General features: G+C 63.1%; 22 protein-coding genes. 11 read left to right on the top strand and 11 right to left on the bottom strand.

The features are described from left to right. The first annotated feature begins 3 nt into the window (after positions 1 to 3). The 7 genes from GJ698_RS24645 to GJ698_RS24615 all read left to right on the top strand — a co-directional run bounded on the left by GJ698_RS24645 (position 4) and on the right by GJ698_RS24615 (position 6,901). The gene (locus GJ698_RS24645) at positions 4 to 273 is read left to right on the top strand and encodes an HPr family phosphocarrier protein (protein WP_154360511.1); all 270 of its coding nucleotides are present in this window, start codon (positions 4 to 6) and stop codon (positions 271 to 273) included. Positions 274 to 317: 44 nt separating this feature from the next. Then, positions 318 to 2,066 carry a phosphoenolpyruvate--protein phosphotransferase gene (ptsP, locus tag GJ698_RS24640; RefSeq protein WP_154360528.1) on the top strand — a complete coding sequence of 583 codons (1,749 nt, stop codon included), beginning with the start codon at positions 318 to 320 and terminating at the stop codon, positions 2,064 to 2,066. Positions 2,067 to 2,143: 77 nt separating this feature from the next. After that, positions 2,144 to 3,292: a homoserine O-succinyltransferase MetX gene (metX, locus tag GJ698_RS24635; protein ID WP_154360510.1), complete on the top strand. Its 1,149-nt coding sequence runs from the start codon at positions 2,144 to 2,146 to the stop codon at positions 3,290 to 3,292. After that, on the top strand, positions 3,289 to 3,897 hold the full coding sequence (metW, locus tag GJ698_RS24630; protein ID WP_154360509.1) for a methionine biosynthesis protein MetW: 609 nt from the start codon (positions 3,289 to 3,291) through the stop codon (positions 3,895 to 3,897). The genes metX and metW overlap by 4 nt, the downstream gene beginning before the upstream one ends. Beyond that, positions 3,897 to 5,141, top strand: a complete 1,245-nt coding sequence (locus GJ698_RS24625) for an AmpG family muropeptide MFS transporter (protein ID WP_154360508.1) — start codon at positions 3,897 to 3,899, stop codon at positions 5,139 to 5,141. The genes metW and GJ698_RS24625 overlap by 1 nt, the downstream gene beginning before the upstream one ends. Continuing rightward, the gene (locus GJ698_RS24620) at positions 5,128 to 6,009 is read left to right on the top strand and encodes a M48 family metallopeptidase (RefSeq protein WP_154360507.1); all 882 of its coding nucleotides are present in this window, start codon (positions 5,128 to 5,130) and stop codon (positions 6,007 to 6,009) included. Before GJ698_RS24625 ends, GJ698_RS24620 begins: the two co-directional genes overlap by 14 nt. Before the next feature lies 1 nt (position 6,010). After that, positions 6,011 to 6,901, top strand: coding sequence for a pseudouridine synthase (locus GJ698_RS24615; RefSeq protein ID WP_154360506.1), 891 nt, complete (start codon positions 6,011 to 6,013; stop codon positions 6,899 to 6,901). 6 nt (positions 6,902 to 6,907) lie between these two features. On the opposite strand, the gene GJ698_RS24610 is transcribed toward GJ698_RS24615, so the two are convergent. Both GJ698_RS24610 and GJ698_RS24605 read right to left on the bottom strand, forming a co-directional pair. Beyond that, positions 6,908 to 9,718: a beta strand repeat-containing protein gene (locus GJ698_RS24610; RefSeq protein ID WP_154360505.1), complete on the bottom strand. Its 2,811-nt coding sequence runs from the start codon at positions 9,716 to 9,718 to the stop codon at positions 6,908 to 6,910. Positions 9,719 to 9,861: 143 nt separating this feature from the next. Continuing rightward, a complete protein-coding gene (locus tag GJ698_RS24605; RefSeq protein ID WP_154360504.1) occupies positions 9,862 to 10,635 on the bottom strand; it encodes an exodeoxyribonuclease III in 774 nt (257 codons plus the stop codon). Positions 10,636 to 10,711: 76 nt separating this feature from the next. Between GJ698_RS24605 and pyrE the strand changes: the two genes are divergently transcribed. From pyrE to GJ698_RS24590, 3 genes are all read left to right on the top strand, one after another. Continuing rightward, complete coding sequence (gene pyrE, locus GJ698_RS24600) at positions 10,712 to 11,389, top strand: orotate phosphoribosyltransferase (RefSeq protein ID WP_229260153.1); 678 nt, start codon at positions 10,712 to 10,714, stop codon at positions 11,387 to 11,389. Between the two features lie 73 nt (positions 11,390 to 11,462). Next, positions 11,463 to 11,834 carry a hypothetical protein gene (locus GJ698_RS24595; RefSeq protein ID WP_154360503.1) on the top strand — a complete coding sequence of 124 codons (372 nt, stop codon included), beginning with the start codon at positions 11,463 to 11,465 and terminating at the stop codon, positions 11,832 to 11,834. Next, positions 11,834 to 12,679, top strand: a complete 846-nt coding sequence (locus GJ698_RS24590; protein WP_154360502.1) for an alpha/beta fold hydrolase — start codon at positions 11,834 to 11,836, stop codon at positions 12,677 to 12,679. The genes GJ698_RS24595 and GJ698_RS24590 overlap by 1 nt, the downstream gene beginning before the upstream one ends. 12 nt (positions 12,680 to 12,691) lie before the next feature. Here GJ698_RS24590 and GJ698_RS24585 read toward each other — a convergent pair whose 3' ends face one another. The 9 genes from GJ698_RS24585 to gatC all read right to left on the bottom strand — a co-directional run bounded on the left by GJ698_RS24585 (position 12,692) and on the right by gatC (position 19,487). Next, a complete protein-coding gene (locus GJ698_RS24585; protein WP_154360501.1) occupies positions 12,692 to 13,948 on the bottom strand; it encodes a M56 family metallopeptidase in 1,257 nt (418 codons plus the stop codon). Further along, entirely contained in the window at positions 13,945 to 14,316 is a 372-nt protein-coding gene (locus GJ698_RS24580) for a BlaI/MecI/CopY family transcriptional regulator (protein WP_154360500.1), read from the bottom strand. Before GJ698_RS24580 ends, GJ698_RS24585 begins: the two co-directional genes overlap by 4 nt. A gap of 58 nt (positions 14,317 to 14,374) precedes the next feature. Next, complete coding sequence (locus GJ698_RS24575) at positions 14,375 to 14,773, bottom strand: hypothetical protein (protein WP_154360499.1); 399 nt, start codon at positions 14,771 to 14,773, stop codon at positions 14,375 to 14,377. Further along, positions 14,770 to 15,165 carry a DNA-binding protein gene (locus GJ698_RS24570; RefSeq protein WP_154360498.1) on the bottom strand — a complete coding sequence of 132 codons (396 nt, stop codon included), beginning with the start codon at positions 15,163 to 15,165 and terminating at the stop codon, positions 14,770 to 14,772. Before GJ698_RS24570 ends, GJ698_RS24575 begins: the two co-directional genes overlap by 4 nt. 83 nt (positions 15,166 to 15,248) lie before the next feature. Next, on the bottom strand, positions 15,249 to 15,626 hold the full coding sequence (locus tag GJ698_RS24565; RefSeq protein WP_154360497.1) for a hypothetical protein: 378 nt from the start codon (positions 15,624 to 15,626) through the stop codon (positions 15,249 to 15,251). 19 nt (positions 15,627 to 15,645) lie between these two features. Then, complete coding sequence (locus GJ698_RS24560; protein WP_154360496.1) at positions 15,646 to 16,008, bottom strand: hypothetical protein; 363 nt, start codon at positions 16,006 to 16,008, stop codon at positions 15,646 to 15,648. A gap of 97 nt (positions 16,009 to 16,105) precedes the next feature. Beyond that, positions 16,106 to 17,566 (bottom strand): Asp-tRNA(Asn)/Glu-tRNA(Gln) amidotransferase subunit GatB, encoded by a 1,461-nt coding sequence (gene gatB / locus GJ698_RS24555; RefSeq protein WP_154360495.1) that lies wholly within the window; start codon positions 17,564 to 17,566, stop codon positions 16,106 to 16,108. A 91-nt stretch (positions 17,567 to 17,657) separates the two neighbouring features. Further along, positions 17,658 to 19,130: an Asp-tRNA(Asn)/Glu-tRNA(Gln) amidotransferase subunit GatA gene (gene gatA / locus GJ698_RS24550; protein WP_154360494.1), complete on the bottom strand. Its 1,473-nt coding sequence runs from the start codon at positions 19,128 to 19,130 to the stop codon at positions 17,658 to 17,660. A 54-nt stretch (positions 19,131 to 19,184) separates the two neighbouring features. Then, positions 19,185 to 19,487 (bottom strand): Asp-tRNA(Asn)/Glu-tRNA(Gln) amidotransferase subunit GatC, encoded by a 303-nt coding sequence (gene gatC / locus GJ698_RS24545; protein ID WP_154360493.1) that lies wholly within the window; start codon positions 19,485 to 19,487, stop codon positions 19,185 to 19,187. A gap of 255 nt (positions 19,488 to 19,742) precedes the next feature. On the opposite strand from gatC, the gene GJ698_RS24540 reads away from it, so the two are divergent. Beyond that, the gene (locus GJ698_RS24540) at positions 19,743 to 20,786 is read left to right on the top strand and encodes a rod shape-determining protein (RefSeq protein WP_072789105.1); all 1,044 of its coding nucleotides are present in this window, start codon (positions 19,743 to 19,745) and stop codon (positions 20,784 to 20,786) included. Positions 20,787 to 20,843: the final 57 nt, after the last annotated feature.

Here is a 20,843-nt window from a genome sequence, read left to right as displayed (position 1 = left end):
AAAATGATTCAGCAAGAACTTGAAATTATCAACAAGCTTGGTTTGCATGCGCGTGCTTCCGCCAAATTTACCCAACTGGCAGCAAAATACAAAAGCGATGTCTGGCTGACGCGTAACGCGCGCCGCATCAACGCCAAGTCCATCATGGGCGTGATGATGCTGGCCGCCGGCAAGGGCGCCAAGGTGCTGCTGGAAGCCGACGGCGACGACGAAGGCGATTGCGTCGCTGCCCTGACCGCGCTGGTCAACGACAAGTTCGGCGAAGGCGAGTAATGGCGGCAGAGCGCAGCCGCCCCCGTTTCCCCGCAGGCCCGCCGATGGCCTCGTTCACGCTGCACGGCATTCCGGTCTCGCGCGGCATCGCCATCGGCCGCGCCCACCTGCTGGCGCCCGCCGCGCTGGACGTCAAGCACTACCTGGTGGCCGAAGAACAGGTCGAGGCCGAAGTGACCCGGCTGCAGCAGGCGCTGGCCGCCGTCCACAAGGAACTGCAAACGCTGTGGAACGAGCTGCCCAAGGATGCGCCGACCGAACTGGGCGCCTTCATCGACGTCCACGCGCTGATCCTGTCCGACCCCATGATTTCCGAAGCGCCGCTGGACATCATCCGCGCGCGCCACTACAACGCCGAATGGGCGCTGCTGACGCAGATCGATGAGCTGTCGGCGCAGTTCGACGAAATCGAAGACCTGTACCTGCGCGAGCGCAAGGCCGACATCCAGCAGGTGGCCGAGCGCGTGCTGAAGGTGCTGATGGGCACCGAGCAGATCCTGCCGCCGAAAACCGATGGCGGCGAAGATGAGTTCCAGCCGCAGATGATCATCGTCGCGCACGACATCTCGCCGGCCGACATGCTGCAGTTCCGCGACCGCTCCTTCATCGGCTTCGTCACCGACGTCGGCGGCCAGAACTCGCACACCGCCATCGTCGCCCGTTCTCTGGATATTCCGGCGGCGGTCGGCATGTCCGGCGCCTCCACCCTGATCGAGCAGGACGACTGGCTGATCATCGACGGCGACGCCGGCGTGGTGATCGCCAACCCGAGCGCGCTGGTGCTGGAGCAGTACCGCGAACGCCAGGGCGCCGCCGCCCGTGCCCGCAAGAAGCTGCAGAAGCTGAAGAAAACCCCGGCCATCACCAAGGATGGCACCGAGATCACGCTGCTGGCCAATATCGAGCTGCCGGACGATTGCCCGGCAGCGATGGAGGCGGGCGCCAACGGCGTCGGCCTGTTCCGCTCCGAATTCCTGTTCATGGGCCGCAACAGCAAGATTCCGTCGGAAGACGAGCAGTTCGAGCAGTACAAGCGCGCCGTGGTGTTGATGAAGGGGCGCCCGGTCACCATCCGCACGCTCGACATCGGCGCCGACAAGCCGCTCGACCAGAGCGAGCAGACGGCGCTGAATCCGGCGCTGGGCCTGCGCGCCATCCGCTACTGCCTGGCCGAGCCGCAGATCTTCCTGACGCAGCTGCGCGCCATCCTGCGCGCGTCGGCGTTCGGCAAGGTGCGCATCCTGATTCCGATGCTGGCGCACGCGTTCGAGATCGACCAGTCGCTGGCGATGGTGGCGCAAGCCAAGGCCGAGCTGCGCGAGCGCGGCGTCAAGTTCGACAACGACGTCGACGTCGGCGCCATGATCGAAATCCCGGCGGCGGCGCTGGCGCTGCCGATGTTCGTCAAGCGCATGGACTTCCTGTCGATCGGCACCAACGACCTGATCCAGTACACGCTGGCGATCGACCGGGTTGATTATGAAGTCGCACACCTTTACAATCCGCTGCATCCGGCTGTGCTGCAATTGATCTCGATGACGATTGCGGCCGGGCATAAAGCCGGGATCGACGTCGCCGTGTGCGGCGAAATGGCGGGCGATGTCAAGCTGACGCGCCTGCTGCTGGGCATGGGGCTGCGGGAATTCTCGATGCACCCGGCCCAACTGCTGTCGGTCAAGCAGGAAATCCTGAACAGCGACCTTGCGCGCATCATGCCGCAAACCCGCAAGATCATGCGCTCGATGGAACCCAACGTAATTGCAGACGCGGTCGAACAATTGCAGTTGATGTAGGTTGGCGGGACCCACCATTCGCGGTCCCGCCCTGATAGATGGCCCGTGGGGCCGCCCCCAAAAAACTAAAACCAACGATGTCATCCCTCGGATACGTTAAGCCGCAAACCATGCATTTTGCAGAGCCCTTGCTCCTGCAAAGCGGCGCGTCGCTGCGCGACTATATGCTGATGTACGAAACCTACGGCACGCTGAACGCCGACAAGTCCAACGCGGTGCTGGTGTGCCACGCGCTGAACGCCTCGCACCACGTGGCCGGCGAATACGAAGGCCAGCCGAAAAGCACCGGCTGGTGGGACAATATGGTCGGTCCCGGCAAGCCGCTGGACACCGACAAGTTCTTCGTGATCGGGATTAACAACCTCGGCTCCTGCTTCGGCTCCACCGGCCCGATGCACACCAATCCGGCCACCGGCAAGCCCTACGGCGCCGCCTTCCCGGTGGTGACGGTGGAAGACTGGGTCGCCGCGCAGGCGCGCCTGGCCGACCAGCTGGGCATCACGCAGTTCGCCGCCGTCATGGGCGGCTCGCTGGGCGGCATGCAGGCGCTGGCCTGGTCCATCATGTACCCGGACCGCCTGCGCCACTGCGTGGTGATTGCCTCGACCGCCAAGCTGTCGGCGCAGAACATCGCCTTCAACGACGTGGCGCGCCAGGCCATCCTGTCCGATCCGGACTACCACGGCGGCGATTTCTACGAACACGGCGTGGTGCCGAAAAACGGCCTGCGCGTGGCGCGCATGGTCGGCCACATCACCTACCTGTCCGACGACGACATGGCCGAAAAGTTCGGCCGCAAGCTGCGCGACATCGCGGAGAGCGGCGACTACAAGTTCGGCTTCGGCGTCGACTTCGAAATCGAATCCTACCTGCGCTATCAGGGCGACAAGTTCAGCGAATACTTCGACGCCAACACCTACCTGCTGATCACCAAGGCGCTGGATTACTTCGACCCGGCGCGCAAGCATGGCGGCGATCTGGCGAAAACGCTGGCGTCGACCAAGGCCAAATTCTTCCTGGCGTCCTTCACCACCGACTGGCGCTTCTCGCCGGAGCGCAGCCGCGAGATCGTGCAGGCGCTGATCGGCAACCGCCGCCGCGTCACCTATGCGGAAATCGATGCGCCGCACGGCCACGACGCCTTCCTGCTGGAAGATGAGCGCTACATGAACATGGTGCGCGCCTACTACGGCCAGGTGTGGAACGAGATAGAGGGAACGGTATGAACTTCAACGATTTGAGCAGCGCGCGGCCGGACCTGGCCTTCATCGCGCACTGGGTGGACAGCCAGGCGCACGTGCTGGACGTCGGCTGCGGCGACGGCGTGATGATGGACTACCTGCAGAGCGACAAGCAGTGTAGCGGCTACGGCATCGAAATCGCCGACGACAAGGTGCTGGCCAGCACCCAGCGCGGCGTGCAGGTGATCCAGCAGGACATGGAGAACGGCCTCGGTCTGTTCGGCGACAATTCGTTCGACACGGTGCTGTGCCTGTCGTCGCTGCAGATGATGAAGCATGTCGAAGCGCTGTTGCGCGACATCGTCCGCGTCGGCAAGGAGGCGATCGTTTCGTTCCCCAACTTCGCCTACTGGCCGCACCGCGTGGCCTTGCTGAAGGGCCGCATGCCGGTGTCGGAATCGCTGCCGTACGAGTGGTACGACACGCCCAACGTGCGTTGCGCCACCATCACCGACTTCCGCGACCTGGCCGAGGAGTGCGGCCTGGAGGTGATCGAATGCGTCGCGCTGGCCGAGGGCAAGCGCGTCTCCTTCCTGCCCAACCTGCGCGGCGACCTCGCCGTGTTCCGACTCCGCAAGAAAGCCCATTGATGACCGCAAAGCCCTGGTACAGCTACCTCAACGGACGCACCGTTTCCATTCTGTTCCTGGGCTTCAGCTCCGGCCTGCCGCTGTACACGCTGATCTACCTGATGCAGGCGTGGCTGGCCAAGGCTGGACTCGATGTGAAGGCGCTGGGCCTGTTCGGCCTGGCGATGTTCCCCTATACCTTCAAGTTCCTGTGGGCGCCGCTGATGGACCGCTACACCGTGCTGCCGCTGGGCCGGCGGCGCGGCTGGATGGCGCTGACGCAGCTGGCGCTGTTCCTGTTCATCGGCGGCATGGGCATGCTCGATCCCAAGCTGGAGCTGCAGCTGATCGTGGTGGCGGTGTTCGTGATCGCCTTCCTGTCGGCCAGCCAGGACGTGGTGATCGACGCCTACCGGCGCGAGATTCTGGCCGAGGAAGAGCAGGGCCTGGGCGCGGCCATCATCGTCAACGCCTACAAGGCGTCCAGCCTGATCCCCAGCGCGCTGGGACTGGTGATGGCGGACAGCCAGCCGTGGCAGATCGTCTTCTGGGCGGTGGCGGCGTTCATGCTGCCGGGCTTTGTCTGCACGCTGCTGGCCAAAGAGCCGGTGGTGTACGGTTCGCCGCCGAAGAACCTGCAAGAGGCGGTGGTGCTGCCGTTCCGCGAGTTCGTTCTGCGCGACGGCTGGAAGCAGGCGCTGTTCATCATCGCCTTCATCCTGCTGTACAAGATAGGCGACACCATGTCGACCGCGCTGGCGACCAAGTTCTTCCTCGACATCGGCTTCACCACCAAGCAGATCGGCCTGGCGGCCAACGCCACCGGCTGGTGGGCGGCGCTGGCCGGCGGCGCGGTGGCGGGCATCTGGATGATACGGCTGGGGATCAACCGCGCGCTGTGGGTGTTCGGCGTGCTGCAGGCGCTGGCGATCCTGGGCTTCGTGTGGCTGGCAAAGGTCGGGCCGGATCCGCTGCTGCTGAGCGCTGTCTACGGCTTCGAGGCGTTCGCCAGTCCGGGCCTGGGCGCGGCGGCGCTGGTGGCCTTCATGTCGCGCGCCACCGATCCGCGTTATACCGCCACCCAGTACGCGCTGTTTTCCAGCCTGGCGGCGGTGCCGCGCACCTTCATCAATTCCTCGGTAGGGTATATTGTTGCTGAAACCGGGTGGTTCTGGTTCTTTATCGTGTGCTTTATCCTGGCGTTTCCTGCGATGATGATGCTGCCGAAAATAGCTCCGTGGAACAGTGGTCATGAAAAAACCTGAATTGAAGAACGCCTTGCTGGCGCTGGTGCTCTGTACCAGCGCGCTGTCGCTGCACGCGCAGAATGACGGCATTCCGGTCACCAGCATGTCACCCATGCGCAATATCGGCGGCGACGCGCGCCAGTTCGACGAACAGTCCCGGCTTCAGTACAACCAGATGCTGGCCGAGGCGCACAAGAAGGACGCCGTCGCCACCGACCGCAATCCGCAGCTGATACGCCTGCGCGCCATCTCCAGGCGGCTGATTCCGTTCACCACGCGCTGGAATCCGGACGCCGCCAAGTGGGACTGGCAGGTCAACCTGCTCAACTCACCGACGGTCAACGCCTTCTGCATGCCGGGCGGCCGTATCGCCTTCTACAACGGCATCCTGACCAAGCTCAATCTCACCGACGACGAAGTGGCGATGGTGATGGGCCATGAAATCGCCCACGCGCTACGCGAGCATGCGCGCGAGCAGGCCGGCAAGAACACCGCCACCTCGCTGTTCGCGCGCCTGGCCGGCGCCGGCGCCGCGGCTTACTTCGGTTTCGACCCGCGCCTCGGCGACGCGGTCGGCAGCGGCGCCGCGCATGTGGCGGCGCTGAAGTTCTCGCGCGGCGACGAAAGCGAGGCCGACCTGATCGGCATGGACCTGGCGGCGCGCGCCGGCTACGACCCGCGCGCCGGCGTGGCGCTGTGGCAGAAAATGAGCGCGATCAACCAGCGGCAGCCGATCGGTTTCCTGTCCACCCACCCGACGGGCAAGGACCGCATCGACAACATGAACAAGAATATGCACCTGGTGCTGCCGGTGTACGCGCGCGCCAAGGGCCTCGATGCCAACCAGCTGCCTCCTTACCACTCGATTGCCTTGCCGCGTTCCTGATATGTCGCGTTATCCGCTGCCCATGCGCGACGGTGTCGCGCCCAGTTACCTGTACCTGCCGGAAGGCGACTGGCCGGACATGATCAGCTTCCTGGTCGAACGTTTTCCGGACGTGCCGGAAGCCGCCTGGCGCGACCGCATGGCGCGCCGCGAGGTGGTGGACGGCGACGGCCAGCCGCTGCAGCCGTCGAGCCGCTTCAAGCGCGGCCTGCGCATCTTCTACTACCGCGAACTGGATGCGCCGGAGACGCCGATTCCGTTCAAGGAAGAGATCCTGCACATGGACGAGCACCTGGTGGTGGTCGACAAGCCGCACTTCCTGCCGATGACGCCGGGCGGCCGCTTCCTGCACGAAACGCTGCTGGTGCGCCTGAAGAAAACGCTGGGCGAGGCCGACCTGACGCCGATCCACCGGCTGGATCGCGAGACCGCCGGCGTGGTGATTTTTTCGCGCAACGCGGCCAGCCGCGGCACCTACCAGTCGATGTTCCAGAAGCGCGTGATCGTCAAGGAATACGAGGCGCTGGCGCCGCGCCTGGTGGACGTGCAGTATCCCTTCACCTATCGCAGCCGCATGGTCGACGGCGACAAGTTCTTCATCATGAAGGAGGAGGCGGGCGAGCCGAATTCGGAAACGCTGATCGAGGTGATCGAGCAGCGCGGCGAGCTGACCTTGTACCGCCTGTTCCCGCACACGGGCCGCAAGCACCAGCTGCGGCTGCACCTGTCGTCGCTCGGCATCCCGATCGTCAACGACGCTTTCTACCCGGTGGCGCTGCCGTGCAAGCAGGACGACGTGTCGCAGCCCTTGCAGCTGCTGGCGCGCGCCATATCCTTCATCGATCCGCTCAGCGGCGAATGGCGCGAGTTCCGCTCGCGCCGCAGCCTGTAAAGATCGTCAAGCCGACGTCTGGACGTTGATCGCGTTACCGATCAGCAGCACGATGCTGCTGTCACTGGTCGCATGATAGGTGTGGTAGCCGGAGTTTTCACTGATATTGTCCACGCCCCAGCCGGTTCCCAGGTAAACGTTACTCGTGGCGTTGCCGTCGATTTGCAACTTGTGCACACCTGCGTTCAGATCCGTCATCGCCGTCACGTTGGCGGGATTGATGCCTGAGATGGTATTGCTGCCGTAGATGACCGACTGGTAGGTGGGCGACATGTTGATCACCTCGATGCCGAACAGCTTGGCCAGCGGCAAGGTGGCGTTGTTGAACCGCAGCGTTACCGTATCGACGCCGGCGCCGCCGGACAGGATGTTGTGATTCGGGTCCAGCAGGTTGAAGGCATTGTTGCTGCTGCCGCCGAAGACCGGCGCGCTGCCGCTGCTGGTGTCGAACGAGGTGCCGGCATTGGACTCGATGACGATGACGTTGCGGCCGCTGTCGGAGTAATTGCTCAGGTTGCCGGCAGCGTCGCTGATCTGCACGTCGATCAGTCCGTTGAGCACGACGCCCGTCACGCTCCAGGAACTGATGCCGGTGCTGACATTGGCCAGGGTGGCTTTCTGGTAGGTGGCGCCGTTGTCCAGGCTGACCAGGACGATTTCATCGAGCAGCCCGGTCGCCGAGCTGTACTGGCCGGTGATGGTCTGCACCGCGCTGGTGTAGGGGAAGCTGGTGGCGGACGGCACGATCTGCGCCGCCGGCGGTGTGGTGTCGAGCGTGATGGCCTGCGAAATGACGGTCGCATGGTTGCTGGCCACGCGCACCTCGACCGTGTGAGCGCCTTCGGTCAGTGTTGTGGCCAGGCTCCAGGTGCTGCTGTCGATGCTGGCCGCGGTCCAGGCGCCGCCGTCCAGCGATACCTCGATGTGATCGCCCGCACCCAGCGTGCCGGAGTACACGCCGTTGAGCGTCTGCTCGGCAACGTTGGTCACGTAGTCGCCCGTCACACCGCTGTCGTTTGACAGGGCGATACCGGACAACTGCGGCGGCGTGCCCTCAGTCGTGAATTGCATCAGGGTGCTGTCGACCGGGTAGGCGCTGTTGCCTGCACTGTCGGAGATGGCGCCGGATTGCAGTGTGACAGAGTAGTGGCTGTTCGGATCCAGGCTGGAGGACAGGTTCAGCGTCACGATATTGTTGCTGACGCTGACCTGGCTGGCTTCCACGGTCAGGATCTGGGTGCCGGCGCTGGTGTCGTTGCCATCGCTGACCTGGAAACTCAGGTCGCCGCTCAGGTTGACCGCTTCGCTGAAGGTCAGGGTAATGATGCTGCCCGATATCGCGCCCGACTGCACTACTGGCGGCGTGGCGTCGAGCGTAACGTCGACGATGCTGCTGGACGTGCCCACGTTGCCGGCGATATCGACCAGGCGCACCGCCAGGTGCTGCGCGCCATCGCTGAAGGTGCCGTCGACGTTGATGTTGAGCGCGGTGCGCGGACTCTCGTCGAACTGGTTCTTGGACAGATAGTCGCCGGTGCCGTAGAACAGGTCGCCGGACTGGATCGTGTAGCTGCCGACGACCGTGTCATTGCTGGTATCGATGACCTGGAACACGTCGCCCGCGTGCAAGCCGTGCAGATTGCTGACATTCAGCGAGACGCTGCTGATGGCGTTGGTGACGCCGTCGGCGTTGGAAGCGCCATTGTCGCTGGCCAGCGTCAGCGCGCGACCGGTCAGGCCGGTGGCGTTGCTGATCAGCGTGTATTCGTTGTAGGCAGTGCTGCTGGCGTTGCCGAAGGCATCCGTGACCCGCATCTGCATCCCGTGCTTGCCTTCGAGCAGCGTGACGTCGTTGGCTTGCCAGCTGCCGTCGCTGGCATTGGCATTGAGCCAGGTGGTGCCGCCGTCCACCGAGATCTGCAGCGTCTGGCCGCTGTGCAGCAGGCCCTCGTAGTTACCGCTGATGGTCTGGCTGGCGGTATTGGTCATCAGGTCGGTGCGGCTGGTGCCGCTATCGGTGGAAAAGCTGACCGTGGAATTGACACTCACCTCGATCGGGTGGTTGCTGTACACATACGCCTGGCTGGCGGTGGCGCTGCTGCCGCCGTCGGTATTGGTGACGCGCGCCAGCAAGGCGCCATTCAGATTGTCATTGGCGCCGCTGGCCAAATTGCCGGTGTCGATGGAGCCGTTATAGCTCCATGTGTGGTTGTCGGAGTTGGCAATCGCCTGGTGCCAGCTGGCGCCGTTGTCCAGCGACACCTGGATGAATTCGTTGACGCCCAGGCTGCCGCTATAGGTGCCGCTGACCTGCTGTTCCTGCGAGGCGGTGATGTAATCGCTGTTGCTGGCGCCGGTGTCGGTAAAGTGGATCGTCGCGCCCACGGCGGCAAGCGGCGTGGGCGGCAGGCTGACGTTGCCGCTGGCGGTGAAATTGAACAGCGTGGTGGAGCTGATGCGGCCGACGCCGCCGTTGGTGTCGAAGTCGTGCACCGCGCCCGCATCCATGGTGACGCTGTAGTTCTCGCCGCTGTGCAGCGCGCTGCTCAGATGGATCGTGACGGTGCCGTCAGTGGTGCTGTAGCTGATCTGGCCGTCGCCGCCGTCCAGCGTGCGGGTGTCGGTGGCGCCGACAATCCGGCTCGACAAACCGTTGGCGCCCACGTAAGACTGGCTGTGGCCGTTGCTGATCACCAGGTTGCCGCTGCCGGCGGCGACCTTATGGTCGAATAGCAGAGTGATGGTGTTGTCGTTGTTATTGTACGAGACGCTGACCAGCTTGGGCGCAACGGTAACGGCAGGCTGAGAGAAGGCCATGGGAGCTCAATGTTATCTGGAGGAAGCCTCCATGATAACAACGAAACATAGTTATTTCTAATTAGTAAATTTCATGGGCCACACTTTGTGCGGCGATACAACGCTCCGGCCATGTTCCTGCGCAACATGGCCGGAGTGGGTGCTTACAACGCGTCGTATTCGATGGTCAGCGGGGCGTGATCGGAGAACTTTTCTTCCTTGTAGACAGCCACCGTGGTGGCCTTGGCGGCGATGCCCGGGGTGGCCACGTGGTAATCGATGCGCCAGCCGACGTTCTTGGCGTAGGCCTGGCCGCGGTTGCTCCACCAGGTGTACTGCTCTTCGCGCGGGTCGAGGCCGCGATGGACGTCGACATAGCCGACTTCGTCGAACAGGCGGGTCATCCACTCGCGCTCTTCCGGCAGGAAGCCGGAATTCTTCTTGTTGCCCTTCCAGTTCTTCAGGTCGATTTCCTTGTGGGCGATGTTCCAGTCGCCGCAGATGACGATTTCGCGGCCTTCGGCGTGCAGCTGCTGCAGGTGCACCATGAACAGGTCCATGAAGCGGAACTTGGCTTCCTGGCGCTCCGGGCCCGACGAGCCGGACGGGCAGTAGACCGAAATCACCGTCAGCTTGCCGAAGTCGCAGCGCACGTAGCGGCCCTCGGCGTCGAACTCGGGCGAGCCAAAGCCGATCACCACGCGGTCCGGCTCGATCTTGCTGTAGACGCCGGTGCCGGAATAGCCCTTTTTCTCGGCGTAGTGGAAGTGGCCGTGGTAGCCGCCCGGGTTGAGGAATTCCGGCGTCATGTCCGGCGCTTGCGCCTTGAGTTCCTGCACGCAGACGAAGTCGGCGTCCTGCTTGGCCAGCCAGGTGAAGAAGCCTTTGCTGGAGGCGGAACGGATGCCGTTCAGGTTGGCGGAGATGATTTTTGGCATAGAAGATTCGAGGCAGAAAGTACGGAATGCGCTAGTGTAGCGGTAAAATACCGGCACTTTAAAGAAATGAGGCACTATGATGGGCAATACCACTTCGTTACGTCAGGAATTTATCGCGTTTTCGGTCCAGACCGGTGTGCTGCGCTTCGGCGAATTCACCACCAAGGCCGGCCGCCAGTCGCCGTACTTCTTCAACGCCGGCCTGTTCCATGACGGCGCCACGCTGGCGCAGCTGGCGCAGTTCTACGCGCAGACGCTGCTCGATTCCGGCGTCGAATTCGACATGCTGTTCGGCCCGGCCTACAAGGGCATCACGCTGGCCTCGGCCACCGCCGTGGCGCTGGCCGGCAAGGGCCGCAACACCTCGTTCGCCTTCAACCGCAAGGAAGCCAAGGACCACGGCGAAGGCGGCACCATCGTCGGCGCCAAGCTGCAAGGCAAGGTCGTCATCATCGACGACGTGATCTCGGCCGGCACCTCGGTGCGCGAATCGGTGGACATGATCCGCGCCGCCGGCGCCGAGCCGTGCGCCGTGCTGATCGCGCTGGACCGCATGGAGCGCGCCGGCAAGGACGGCCAATTGTCCGAGCTGTCGGCGGTGCAGGAAGTGACCGAGAAGTACGGCATCCCGGTGATTTCGATCGGCAATCTGGACGATTTGTTCGGCTACCTGAACGGCGCCGCCGCCGATCCGCAGCTTGCGCAATACAAGGAAGCGGTGGCCGGCTATCGCACCCGCTACGGCATTGCATAAATAGCTATCTTGCTAGACTTTGATATTTCTATGGTGTAACCTTATTGAGGTAGGAGACCACATAAGGCAGACCATGAATATCGCAACACTGAAGGTGCACGGCCATCCCGAGGGCTTGGCAGACGTCCGCGACGGCCTGCCCAGCGAGCCGCACGGCGACTGGCAAAAGGGCGACGTCAAGCCTGACGGCCGGGTGCGCATCGACTCGGGCTTCTACGTTGCCATCGGCACCGAAAAGAGTCCGGACGAACTGCTCAAGCAGATCCGTTTTTACCTCAGCGAATGCCGCGCGCGCGGCATCCATTTCGAACGCTCCGACGTCGACGCCGAACTGCGCATCTCCTTCCCTTGCGAACCGGGCGTCGCCACGCCGTCGCTGGACCTGTCGCTGGCCGACATGACCACGCTGGTGGAAATGGGCATCAATCTCAGCATCACCGCCTGATGCGCTTTGCCGAGGACCGGCTGGCCCAGTTCAGCGCGGGGCAGGGCGTGCAGCGCCGTGTCCACGTGTGGGAGCCGGTTGCGCCGCGCGCGGTGATTCTCGCCATACACGGCGGCATGGCGCACGGCGGCGATTACGTCACGCCGGCGCGCTGGTTCCGCCAGCACGGCATTGCCACCGTGGCCTACGACCTGTGCGGCCACCAGGATGCGCGCCGCGTCGATATTCCCGGTTTCCACGTCTTCCTCGATGACAGCGTGCTGTTCCTGGCCTGGGTCAAGCAGCAGTATCCGGGCTTGCCGGTGTACGTGATGGGCCACTCGATGGGCGCGCTGATCGCCACCCATCTTGGCCTGGGCCACTTTGCCGGCGATGCCGCCATCAAGGGCTTTATTCTGTCCTCGCCGTACTACGTGAACGCGATCAAGGTGTCTCCGGTGCTGCTGGCGCTGGCCGGCGTGCTGGGCGCCCTGGCGCCGCGCATGAAGGTGCCGCTGGCCTCGCTCACCCACCAGCTGACGCACGACACCGCCATCACCGCGCGCCACTACGAGGATGAGCGCGACGGCATCCGCGCCACCGAAATCACGGTCCGCTTCGGCAACGCGCTGACCGCGGCCCAGCAGGGCCTGGCCGCGCGCATGGCATCGTGGACGCAGCCGCTGTTCGCGGTGGTGGCCGGCGACGACAAGCTGGCCGATGCCGACGCCGCCGAAGCCATGCTCAAATCCGTGCCGGCGGCGCTGCTGACCTATCAGCGCCACCCGCGCAACTTCCACGAAAACTTCAACGAACTCAATCGCGAGCAGATCTTTGCCGACATCCTGGCGTGGATCGACCGCTAATCCGCCGGCGGGTTACTCCAGCGTCCAGACGTACTGCATCTTCTGCCATGTTTCAATCGCCTTGCCGGCCTTGATCGCCGGGTGGAACTGGCATTTTTCGATGCCGGTGCGGGCTGCTTCGTCCAGGTCTGCATGGCCGCTGGAGCGGCTGACCTTGGATTCCTTGGTCTTGCCGTCGGTGCCGACCAGGAAGTTCAGCTGGACGGTACCGGTGCGTTTGTCCGCCAGCGCGGCTTGCGGCCAGACCGGCTTGGCACAGGTGTTGAAGTCGACCACTGCGGCCCGGTCGGCGGATGCGCTCTTGTCGGCGGCCGTGGCTTCCGCATAGACCGATACGCAGGCTGCGGCCACGCCGAGCATGGCGATCGCGGTTTTCCAGTTCAGGGACTGCGGGGCAGGACGCAGCAGGTGTTGAATACGCATGACTAAATCTCCTCCATTGGCCGCTTGGGCCAGTTGATGATTGGAGAACCGGAGCCGCTCCAGTTCCGATAACGCAAGGGCCAGGCGCCGCGGTTCGCCCAGCTGCCTTGCAGCGACATCGTCTGCGATCAGTTCGCGCTCGACGCGGATGCGGTTCGACATCCACCAGACCGCAGGGTGGTAGAACAGCAGCGTTTCGATCACGTTCTGCAGCAGGTTAATCAGGTAATCGTGGCGCTGGATGTGCGCCATTTCGTGTGCCAGCAAGGCTTGCAGCAGGTCGGGCGGCATGCCGCTGATCAGCGCCGCCGGCACCAGCACCACCGGCCGCCACCAGCCGGCGGTGACCGGGCTGGCCAGCGTGTCGACCACGCGCAGGCCGATCTCGCGGCGGATGCCGAAGCGCTGCGCCAGGCGCGCCAGTTCGGCTTCCCAGCGCTGCTGCTGCGGGTGCTTGGCCTGCCGGCGGCTGACGCGGTCGATCCACAGCATGCCGGCCAGCATGCGCAGCGCCAGCACGGTGGCGCACAGCGCCCACAGGCTGACGATGCCGCGCACCGAAGTGTGCAGGTCGAACCAGCTTTCCTCGCTGGCGATGGCGGCGGCCCATTGCAGTCCGTGGAAGCTGGCGCTGGCCGGCGCGGCGTCGCCGCTCAGGCGCTGCCACAGTTCCAGCGCTGGCCAGCCGAGGCAGGCCAACAGCGCGCAGCAGGCGACCAGGTAGCGGTATTCGGCGCGGCTGTTGCGCAGCAGCGTGAGTGCCACGGCGGTGGCGCAGCCGAGCAGCAGGCCTTGCCACAGGAAGTGCATCAGCGTCAGGCCGAGGGCGAAGATGAAGGCGCTCATTGCTTGTCTTCCTTGAGCAGTTTTTCGATTTCGTCGCGTTCTTTTTTGGAGATGCCGGTGCGCAGCGCGGCCAGCACCAGCGCCTTGGCGGAGCCGGCGAAGGCTTTCTGCATCAAGTCCTTGAGCAGGCTGTTTTGCAGCGTGTCCTGCGCCTGCGCGGGGGCGTAGATGTGGGAGCGCTGGCTTTCGTCGCGGGTCAGGATGCCCTTGGTGTGCATGATCTGCATCAGGCGCAGCACGGTGCCGTAGGCCAGCTCGGGCTTATCGGCCAGCATGGCCTCGTGCACCTGCTTGGCGGTGGACGGGCCGAGTGGCCACAGGGCTTGCAACAGTTCCAGCTCGCCGGCGGTAGGTTTGGGAATGCTCATGGCGTCTCCACATCGATCGATAGATGTAGAATAGCCATTCTAGACAAAAATGTATACTTTAATTTTCTGCCAACGTATTCCCGGCTTGGGTATGGTGTGAAGTGATGACGTAGGCGTGCAGTATTGGCACGTCGAAGAAGGTGACGTTGCGGAACTCCCTTAGCCCGTGCTCGACCTGCACTTCAGTTTGAAATTTCCTTAATGCTTCGTCATCGGCGGGGATAATCACAATTCCTGAGAACTGAACGATTTCCTGAGCGGAAAATGCCCGGTTCATTGGCTTTGCGACGATACGCATCGAATCCAGCTCGCTCTGCCCCATCCATTTTGCTGAGACCAGCACATCCCACAACTTGAGCGTTGTGTCTGGACGAAACAGTGCAAACAATTCAAATGGCCCGTGTTCATTTGAGATTTGCAATTCGATCTGCTTCATTTTTTCAATGAAATTTTTCATAGTTCTCCCATCAGGGACAGGACGGCATCCAGCATGGCGGTTGTTGCAATCTCATCGCTAAAGCCTACCCGGCGGTAGCGTACTTCGGGCTGCCAGGCCTTGACAGTCCCCCATTCCGCGAGTTGTTTGTCTTTGATGACTGATTCAAGTCCGCTCAATTTCAGCAACACCTCAAGATCATGGACCTTGAATGAGCGAAAACGTTCAAATTCTTTGTTGGTTACTGGGAAGTCAGCCCAGTTCAATGTCTTGCAGATTCTGGCCTTCAGTGCCAGTTCGACAGAATAGCCCGCCAAATAATATGCCCCGTCAAAACGACGTGCGGCATACAACACGCGGGCGTCCTGCAGGCGCGCGGCAGAGATGGCTTCCAGATCGAAAATGCTCAGCACGAAAGCCTCCTGTTGGGCTAGCGTTCATTCTGGTTTGTGCCCGATGGATTACCAAGCGTGTGCTGGAGGTTGGCTGATCTGTATCAATACTTTTTGAAGTTGGCCATCGACGCTGGGCATTCGATCCTGGTAGCGCCACCGCCTTTGCCGGCGGGGTTGCCGACCGCGCCGGTCATCGAGCAGGAGGTTTTGCCGCGAATGGTTTCGGTGTAGTAGGTGGTGCCGTCCGGCGATTCGTAGACGCCGCGCGAATCGTCGCCGGTGCCGATATAGGCGTCGGCAATTTCGGTGATCTCGCGGCCGAACGGCTTGTCCTTGCCGAAGTCCGGCACCGCCGGCGTGTCGGCGCGCAGCTCGCGGTCGATCTTCGCCAGGTCTTTCTTGATCTGGTCGACGTCGACCGGATCAGCCAGGGCCGCGGCGGAGCAGGCGATAAGGAGGAGTGTGAGCAGGGTACGCATAATCGTTTTCCATTATGCGTCAATAACGCCGCGTCGCATCGCGCCGCCGTGTAAATCTGAGTAAGCCTTGCGCCGTTGCCCACCATGCCGCAGCGGGGAGCAGCCAAAAGAGAAAGGGTGGTGGATTCAAGGTATGCGAGGCTGACAGGATGATCAGAAGCAGCAGGCTGGCGGCAATCGCGATGGCTGCCCACAACTTGTGCAGCCACGGGGCTTTGGAGATGACAAGGCTGAGCAGGAAGGCCGCCAGTAAAGCCAGCAAAGGAATAACGCCGAAGTAGAGAAACATGCCGAGTCCATCCCAGCCGCTGTCGGCGCGCGCGGAGGATAGCGGGATGACGCACAGCACCGCAGTGCGGAACAGCAGGCGGAAAACCGTCATGGCGATTGGCGTCCGTGGATGGTGATCCAGCATAGCATGACGACGTAAAAACGCCCCGCGAGCTTGCGCTGGCGGGGCGTTGCCGGGGCGGCGGCGGTTAGCCGGCCAGCTTGGCTTTCAGCAGCTCGGTCAGCTGCGCCGGATTGGCTTTGCCGCGCGAGGCTTTCATCGCCTGGCCGATCAGCGAGTTGATCGCCGCTTCCTTGCCGGCGCGGTACTGCTCCACCGATTTCTCGTTGTTGGCAATGACCTCGTTGACGATGGCTTCCAGCGCGCCGGTGTCGGAGATCTGCTTCAGGCCTTTCGACTCGATCAGCGCGTCGACCAGGTTGTCGTCGTCCGACTTGGCGGCCCACATGTCGCCGAACAGTTCCTTGGCGGTCTTGTTGTTGATGGTGCCGTCGGCGATCCGCTTCAGCATCAGCGCCAGCTGCGCAGGCTTGACCGGCGCATCGGCGATGTCCACGCCTTCGCGGTTCAGGGTCGACGAGACGTCGCCCATCAGCCAGTTGGCGGCGGACTTGGCGTTCTCCTTGCCGGCGGCGTCCACCACGGCGACGAAGTAGGTCGCCATGGCTTTCGATTGCGTCAGCACCAGCGAGTCGTAGTCCGGCAGCGCGTATTCGCTGACGAAGCGCGCGCGCATGGCGGCCGGCAGTTCCGGCATCGCCGCTTTCACCTGATCGATCCAGGCGCTGGAGATGACCAGCGGCGGCAGGTCCGGATCAGGGAAGTAGCGGTAGTCCTGGGCGTCTTCCTTGCTGCGCATTTCGCGCGTTTCCTTGCGGTCCGGATCGTACAGGCGGGTCGCCTGCACCACTTTGCCGCCGTCTTCAATCAGCTCGATCTGGCGGCGCACTTCCACGTGCACGGCTTCTTCGATGAAGCGGAAGGAGTTCAGGTTCTTGATCTCGCAGCGGGTGCCGAATTCCTTCTGGCCTTTCGGACGCACGGAGACGTTGATGTCGCAGCGGAACGAGCCTTCCTGCATATTGCCGTCGCAGACGCCCAGCCACATCACCAGCGAGTGCAGCGCCTTGCAGTAGGCGACCGCTTCGGCGGCGCTGCGGATTTCCGGCTCGGAGACGATTTCCAGCAGGGGCGTGCCGGCGCGATTCAGGTCGATGCCCGACATGCCCGCATAGTCTTCGTGCAGCGACTTGCCGGCGTCTTCTTCCAGGTGCGCGCGCGTCAGGTTGACGGTGCGGGTGACGAATTCGCCATCCTTCTCGTAGCCGAAGGTGACCGCGCCGCCGATGACCACAGGGTCTTCGAACTGGCTGATCTGGTAGCCCTTCGGCAGGTCAGGGTAGAAGTAGTTTTTGCGGGCGAAGATCGACGCCGGCGCGATCTTGGCGCCAACGGCCAGGCCGAAGCGGATGGCGCGGTCGACCGCCTGCTTGTTCATGACCGGCAGCACGCCAGGCAGCGCCAGGTCCACCGGGCTGGCTTGCGTGTTCGGCTCGGCGCCGAAGGTGGTCGGCGAGCCGCTGAAGATTTTTGATGCGGTAGTGAGCTGCACGTGGTTCTCAATACCGATGACGACTTCCCATTCCATATGATTCTCGCTTAGTTAGCTTGTCGTCCCCGCGTAGGCGGGGACCCATACTCAGCATGGATTCCCGCCTGCGCGGGAATGACGGTTGTTCTTAGATGCCGGCCGGAGCGCGGGTGTGCCAGTCGGTCGCCTGCTGGTAAGCGTGGGCGACGTTCAGCAGCTTGGCTTCACCAAAGTGCTTGCCGATGATCTGCAGGCCGACCGGGCGATCTTTCGCGCCGAAGCCGACCGGGATCGACATGCCAGGCAGACCGGCCAGGCTGGTCGACAGCGTGTAGATGTCGGCCAGGTAGGCGGCCACCGGATCGTCCGATTTGTCGCCCAGATCCCAGGCCACAGTTGGCGCCACCGGCCCCATGATGACGTCGCAGACGGCGTCCGGGCCGTTCAGCACTTTTTCGAAATCCTGCGCGATCAGGCGGCGGATCTTCTGCGCCTTGAGGTAGTAGGCGTCGTAGTAGCCGTGGCACAGCACATAGGTGCCGACCATGATGCGGCGTTTGACCTCGGCGCCGAAGCCTTCGGCGCGGGTCTTGCGGTACATGTCCTGCAGATCCTTGTAGCCGTCGGCGCGATGGCCGAAGCGCACGCCGTCAAAGCGCGACAGGTTGGACGAGGCTTCCGCCGGCGCGATCATGTAGTAGGCCGGGATCGACAGCGCGGTGTTCGGCAGCGAGATGTCGACCAGGGTCGCGCCCAGCTCCACGTACTTGGCCAGCGCGGCGCGCACGGCGTCTTCCACGTCTTTTGCCAGGCCTTCGCCGAAGTACTCTTTCGGCACGCCGATGCGCAGGCCGGTCAGCGGCTGGCCCAGTTCGCGGGTGAAGTCTTCGTCCACGCCGCCCAGTTCCGGCGTCAGCGAGGTCGAGTCGCGTTCGTCGAAGCCGGCCATGGCGTTGAGCAGCAGCGCGCAGTCTTCGGCGGTCTGCGCCATCGGGCCGCCCTGGTCCAGCGACGAGGCAAACGCGATCATGCCGTAGCGCGACACGCGGCCGTAGGTCGGCTTGATGCCGGTGATGCCGCAGAAGGCGGCCGGCTGGCGGATCGAGCCGCCGGTGTCGGTGCCGGTGACGCCCGGCGCCAGGCGCGCGGCCACGGCGGCGGCGGAACCGCCCGACGAGCCGCCCGGCACGGCGCTTTTGTCCCACGGATTTTTCACCGGACCGAAGGCCGAGTTTTCATTGGCCGAACCCATGGCGAATTCGTCGCAATTCAGCTTGCCCAGCGTGACCATGCCGGCCGCGCGGAACTTCTCCACCACGGTGGCGTCGAACGGGCTGACGTAGTTGGCCAGCATCTTGGAGCCGGCGGTCGAGCGCCAGTCCTTGGTGACGAAGATGTCCTTGTGGGCGATCGGCACGCCGGTCAGCGGCGTGGCGGTGCCGGCGGCGAGGCGGGCGTCCGCTTCGGCCGCTTGCGCCAGGGTCAGCGCGCGGTCCACGTGCAGGAAGGCGTTCAGGTCGCTTTTCTCGATGCGGTCGAGGAACTGGGTGGCCAGTTCGGTGGCGGTAATCGTCTTGCTTTGCAGGAGGGCGGACAGCTCTTTAATGGTTTTGGTATGCATGGCGTTTCAATTCAGATTCGTGATCGGTGCAAAAAGGCAGGGCGCTAAAGCGGCTTATTCGATCACTTTCGGCACCAGGTACAGGCCGTCCTGGGTCTTGGGCGCTACCGTTTGATAGGCGTCGCGGCGATTCGGTTCGCTGGCCACGTCGTCGCGCAGGCGCAGGGCGATGTTATTCATGTGCGCCGCCAGCGGATGGCTCAGCGGGGCGACGCCTTCGGTATCAACCGCCTGCATCTGTTCGGCCAGGGCGAAAATGCCGTTCAGCTGCTCCAGCGCGGTGGCGCTTTGCTGTTCGCTCATCTCAAGTTGGGCCAGTTTGGCAATGCGGGTTACGTCGGATAGGGTCAGGGACATGGCACGGGTTGGTTGTGATATTGATAAAAAACTTGAAATTCTGCCTATTCACCGATATTCACCGGTGAATGCCGCTTAAACAGCGGTCTCAGGCGTCACACTTTTGGGTGGATTTTCGATAAATCGCAGTCAAATTATAAGGTAGAATGGCGGGTTGATGCGTTGTCGGCGCTGAATCATTGCTGCCGCCGCATCCGGACAGGATTTCTCACTCAACGGTTTACGCGCACATCGGTAGCGCCACAGGACACTTTAATGTTTGGTTTTTTACGTCGGTATATTTCCTCTGATCTGGCCATCGACTTGGGCACGGCCAATACTCTGATCTACGTTCGCGGCCAGGGCATCGTTCTGGATGAACCTTCGGTCGTCGCGATCCGCCAGGAAGGCGGCCCGAATGGCAAGAAAACGATCCAGGCAGTTGGTAAAGAAGCAAAGCAAATGCTGGGCAAGGTGCCTGGCAACATCGAGGCGATCCGCCCGATGAAAGACGGCGTGATCGCCGACTTCACCGTCACCGAGCAGATGCTGAAACAGTTCATCCGCATGGTGCACGACTCCAAATTCTTCCGTCCTTCGCCACGCATCATCATCTGCGTGCCATGCGGCTCGACCCAGGTGGAACGCCGCGCGATCCGCGAATCGGCGCTCGGCGCCGGCGCCTCGCAGGTGTACCTGATTGAAGAACCAATGGCAGCGGCCATCGGCGCCGGCCTGCCGGTGTCGGACGCCACCGGCTCGATGGTGGTCGACATCGGCGGCGGCACCACCGAGGTGGGCATCATTTCGCTGGGCGGCATGGTCTACAAAGGTTCGGTGCGCGTGGGCGGCGACAAGTTCGACGAAGCGATCGTCAACTACATCCGCCGCAACTACGGCATGCTGATCGGCGAGCAGACCGCCGAGGCGATCAAGAAGGCCATCGGTTCGGCCTTCCCTGGCTCCGAAGTCAAGGAAATGGAAGTCAAGGGCCGCAACCTGTCCGAAGGCATTCCACGCTCGTTCACGATTTCGTCCAACGAGATCCTGGAAGCGCTGACCGACCCGCTGAACAACATCGTCTCCGCCGTCAAGAACGCGCTGGAACAGACGCCGCCGGAACTGGGCGCCGACATCGCCGAAAAAGGCATGATGCTGACCGGTGGCGGCGCGCTGCTGCGCGACCTGGACCGCCTGCTGATGGAAGAAACCGGTCTGCCGGTGCTGGTGGCCGAAGATCCGCTGACCTGCGTGGTGCGCGGCTCGGGCATGGCGCTGGAACGCATGGACCAACTGGGCTCGATCTTCTCCTACGAATGATCTGAATAAAACGGGGCCGCGAAACAGCGGCCCCGATGCATTAGAGTGAGTTGACAG

Origin of the sequence: Duganella aquatilis (assembly GCF_009674565.1) — a bacterium.
Lineage (GTDB): Bacteria > Pseudomonadota > Gammaproteobacteria > Burkholderiales > Burkholderiaceae_D > Rugamonas > Rugamonas aquatilis.
This window is presented reverse-complemented; position numbering and strand designations above follow the sequence as displayed.

What these genes read in the sequence shown, in the direction of transcription:
- GJ698_RS24645 (WP_154360511.1), top strand. Translation starts at nt 4, where the DNA reads ATGATTCAGCAAGAACTTGAAATTATCAACAAGCTTGGTTTGCATGCG.
- ptsP (WP_154360528.1), top strand. Translation starts at nt 318, where the DNA reads ATGGCCTCGTTCACGCTGCACGGCATTCCGGTCTCGCGCGGCATCGCC.
- metX (WP_154360510.1), top strand. Translation starts at nt 2,144, where the DNA reads ATGTCATCCCTCGGATACGTTAAGCCGCAAACCATGCATTTTGCAGAG.
- metW (WP_154360509.1), top strand. Translation starts at nt 3,289, where the DNA reads ATGAACTTCAACGATTTGAGCAGCGCGCGGCCGGACCTGGCCTTCATC.
- GJ698_RS24625 (WP_154360508.1), top strand. Translation starts at nt 3,897, where the DNA reads ATGACCGCAAAGCCCTGGTACAGCTACCTCAACGGACGCACCGTTTCC.
- GJ698_RS24620 (WP_154360507.1), top strand. Translation starts at nt 5,128, where the DNA reads ATGAAAAAACCTGAATTGAAGAACGCCTTGCTGGCGCTGGTGCTCTGT.
- GJ698_RS24615 (WP_154360506.1), top strand. Translation starts at nt 6,011, where the DNA reads ATGTCGCGTTATCCGCTGCCCATGCGCGACGGTGTCGCGCCCAGTTAC.
- GJ698_RS24610 (WP_154360505.1), bottom strand. Translation starts at nt 9,718, where the DNA reads ATGGCCTTCTCTCAGCCTGCCGTTACCGTTGCGCCCAAGCTGGTCAGC.
- GJ698_RS24605 (WP_154360504.1), bottom strand. Translation starts at nt 10,635, where the DNA reads ATGCCAAAAATCATCTCCGCCAACCTGAACGGCATCCGTTCCGCCTCC.
- pyrE (WP_229260153.1), top strand. Translation starts at nt 10,712, where the DNA reads ATGATGGGCAATACCACTTCGTTACGTCAGGAATTTATCGCGTTTTCG.
- GJ698_RS24595 (WP_154360503.1), top strand. Translation starts at nt 11,463, where the DNA reads ATGAATATCGCAACACTGAAGGTGCACGGCCATCCCGAGGGCTTGGCA.
- GJ698_RS24590 (WP_154360502.1), top strand. Translation starts at nt 11,834, where the DNA reads ATGCGCTTTGCCGAGGACCGGCTGGCCCAGTTCAGCGCGGGGCAGGGC.
- GJ698_RS24585 (WP_154360501.1), bottom strand. Translation starts at nt 13,948, where the DNA reads ATGAGCGCCTTCATCTTCGCCCTCGGCCTGACGCTGATGCACTTCCTG.
- GJ698_RS24580 (WP_154360500.1), bottom strand. Translation starts at nt 14,316, where the DNA reads ATGAGCATTCCCAAACCTACCGCCGGCGAGCTGGAACTGTTGCAAGCC.
- GJ698_RS24575 (WP_154360499.1), bottom strand. Translation starts at nt 14,773, where the DNA reads ATGAAAAATTTCATTGAAAAAATGAAGCAGATCGAATTGCAAATCTCA.
- GJ698_RS24565 (WP_154360497.1), bottom strand. Translation starts at nt 15,626, where the DNA reads ATGCGTACCCTGCTCACACTCCTCCTTATCGCCTGCTCCGCCGCGGCC.
- GJ698_RS24560 (WP_154360496.1), bottom strand. Translation starts at nt 16,008, where the DNA reads ATGACGGTTTTCCGCCTGCTGTTCCGCACTGCGGTGCTGTGCGTCATC.
- gatB (WP_154360495.1), bottom strand. Translation starts at nt 17,566, where the DNA reads ATGGAATGGGAAGTCGTCATCGGTATTGAGAACCACGTGCAGCTCACT.
- gatA (WP_154360494.1), bottom strand. Translation starts at nt 19,130, where the DNA reads ATGCATACCAAAACCATTAAAGAGCTGTCCGCCCTCCTGCAAAGCAAG.
- gatC (WP_154360493.1), bottom strand. Translation starts at nt 19,487, where the DNA reads ATGTCCCTGACCCTATCCGACGTAACCCGCATTGCCAAACTGGCCCAA.
- GJ698_RS24540 (WP_072789105.1), top strand. Translation starts at nt 19,743, where the DNA reads ATGTTTGGTTTTTTACGTCGGTATATTTCCTCTGATCTGGCCATCGAC.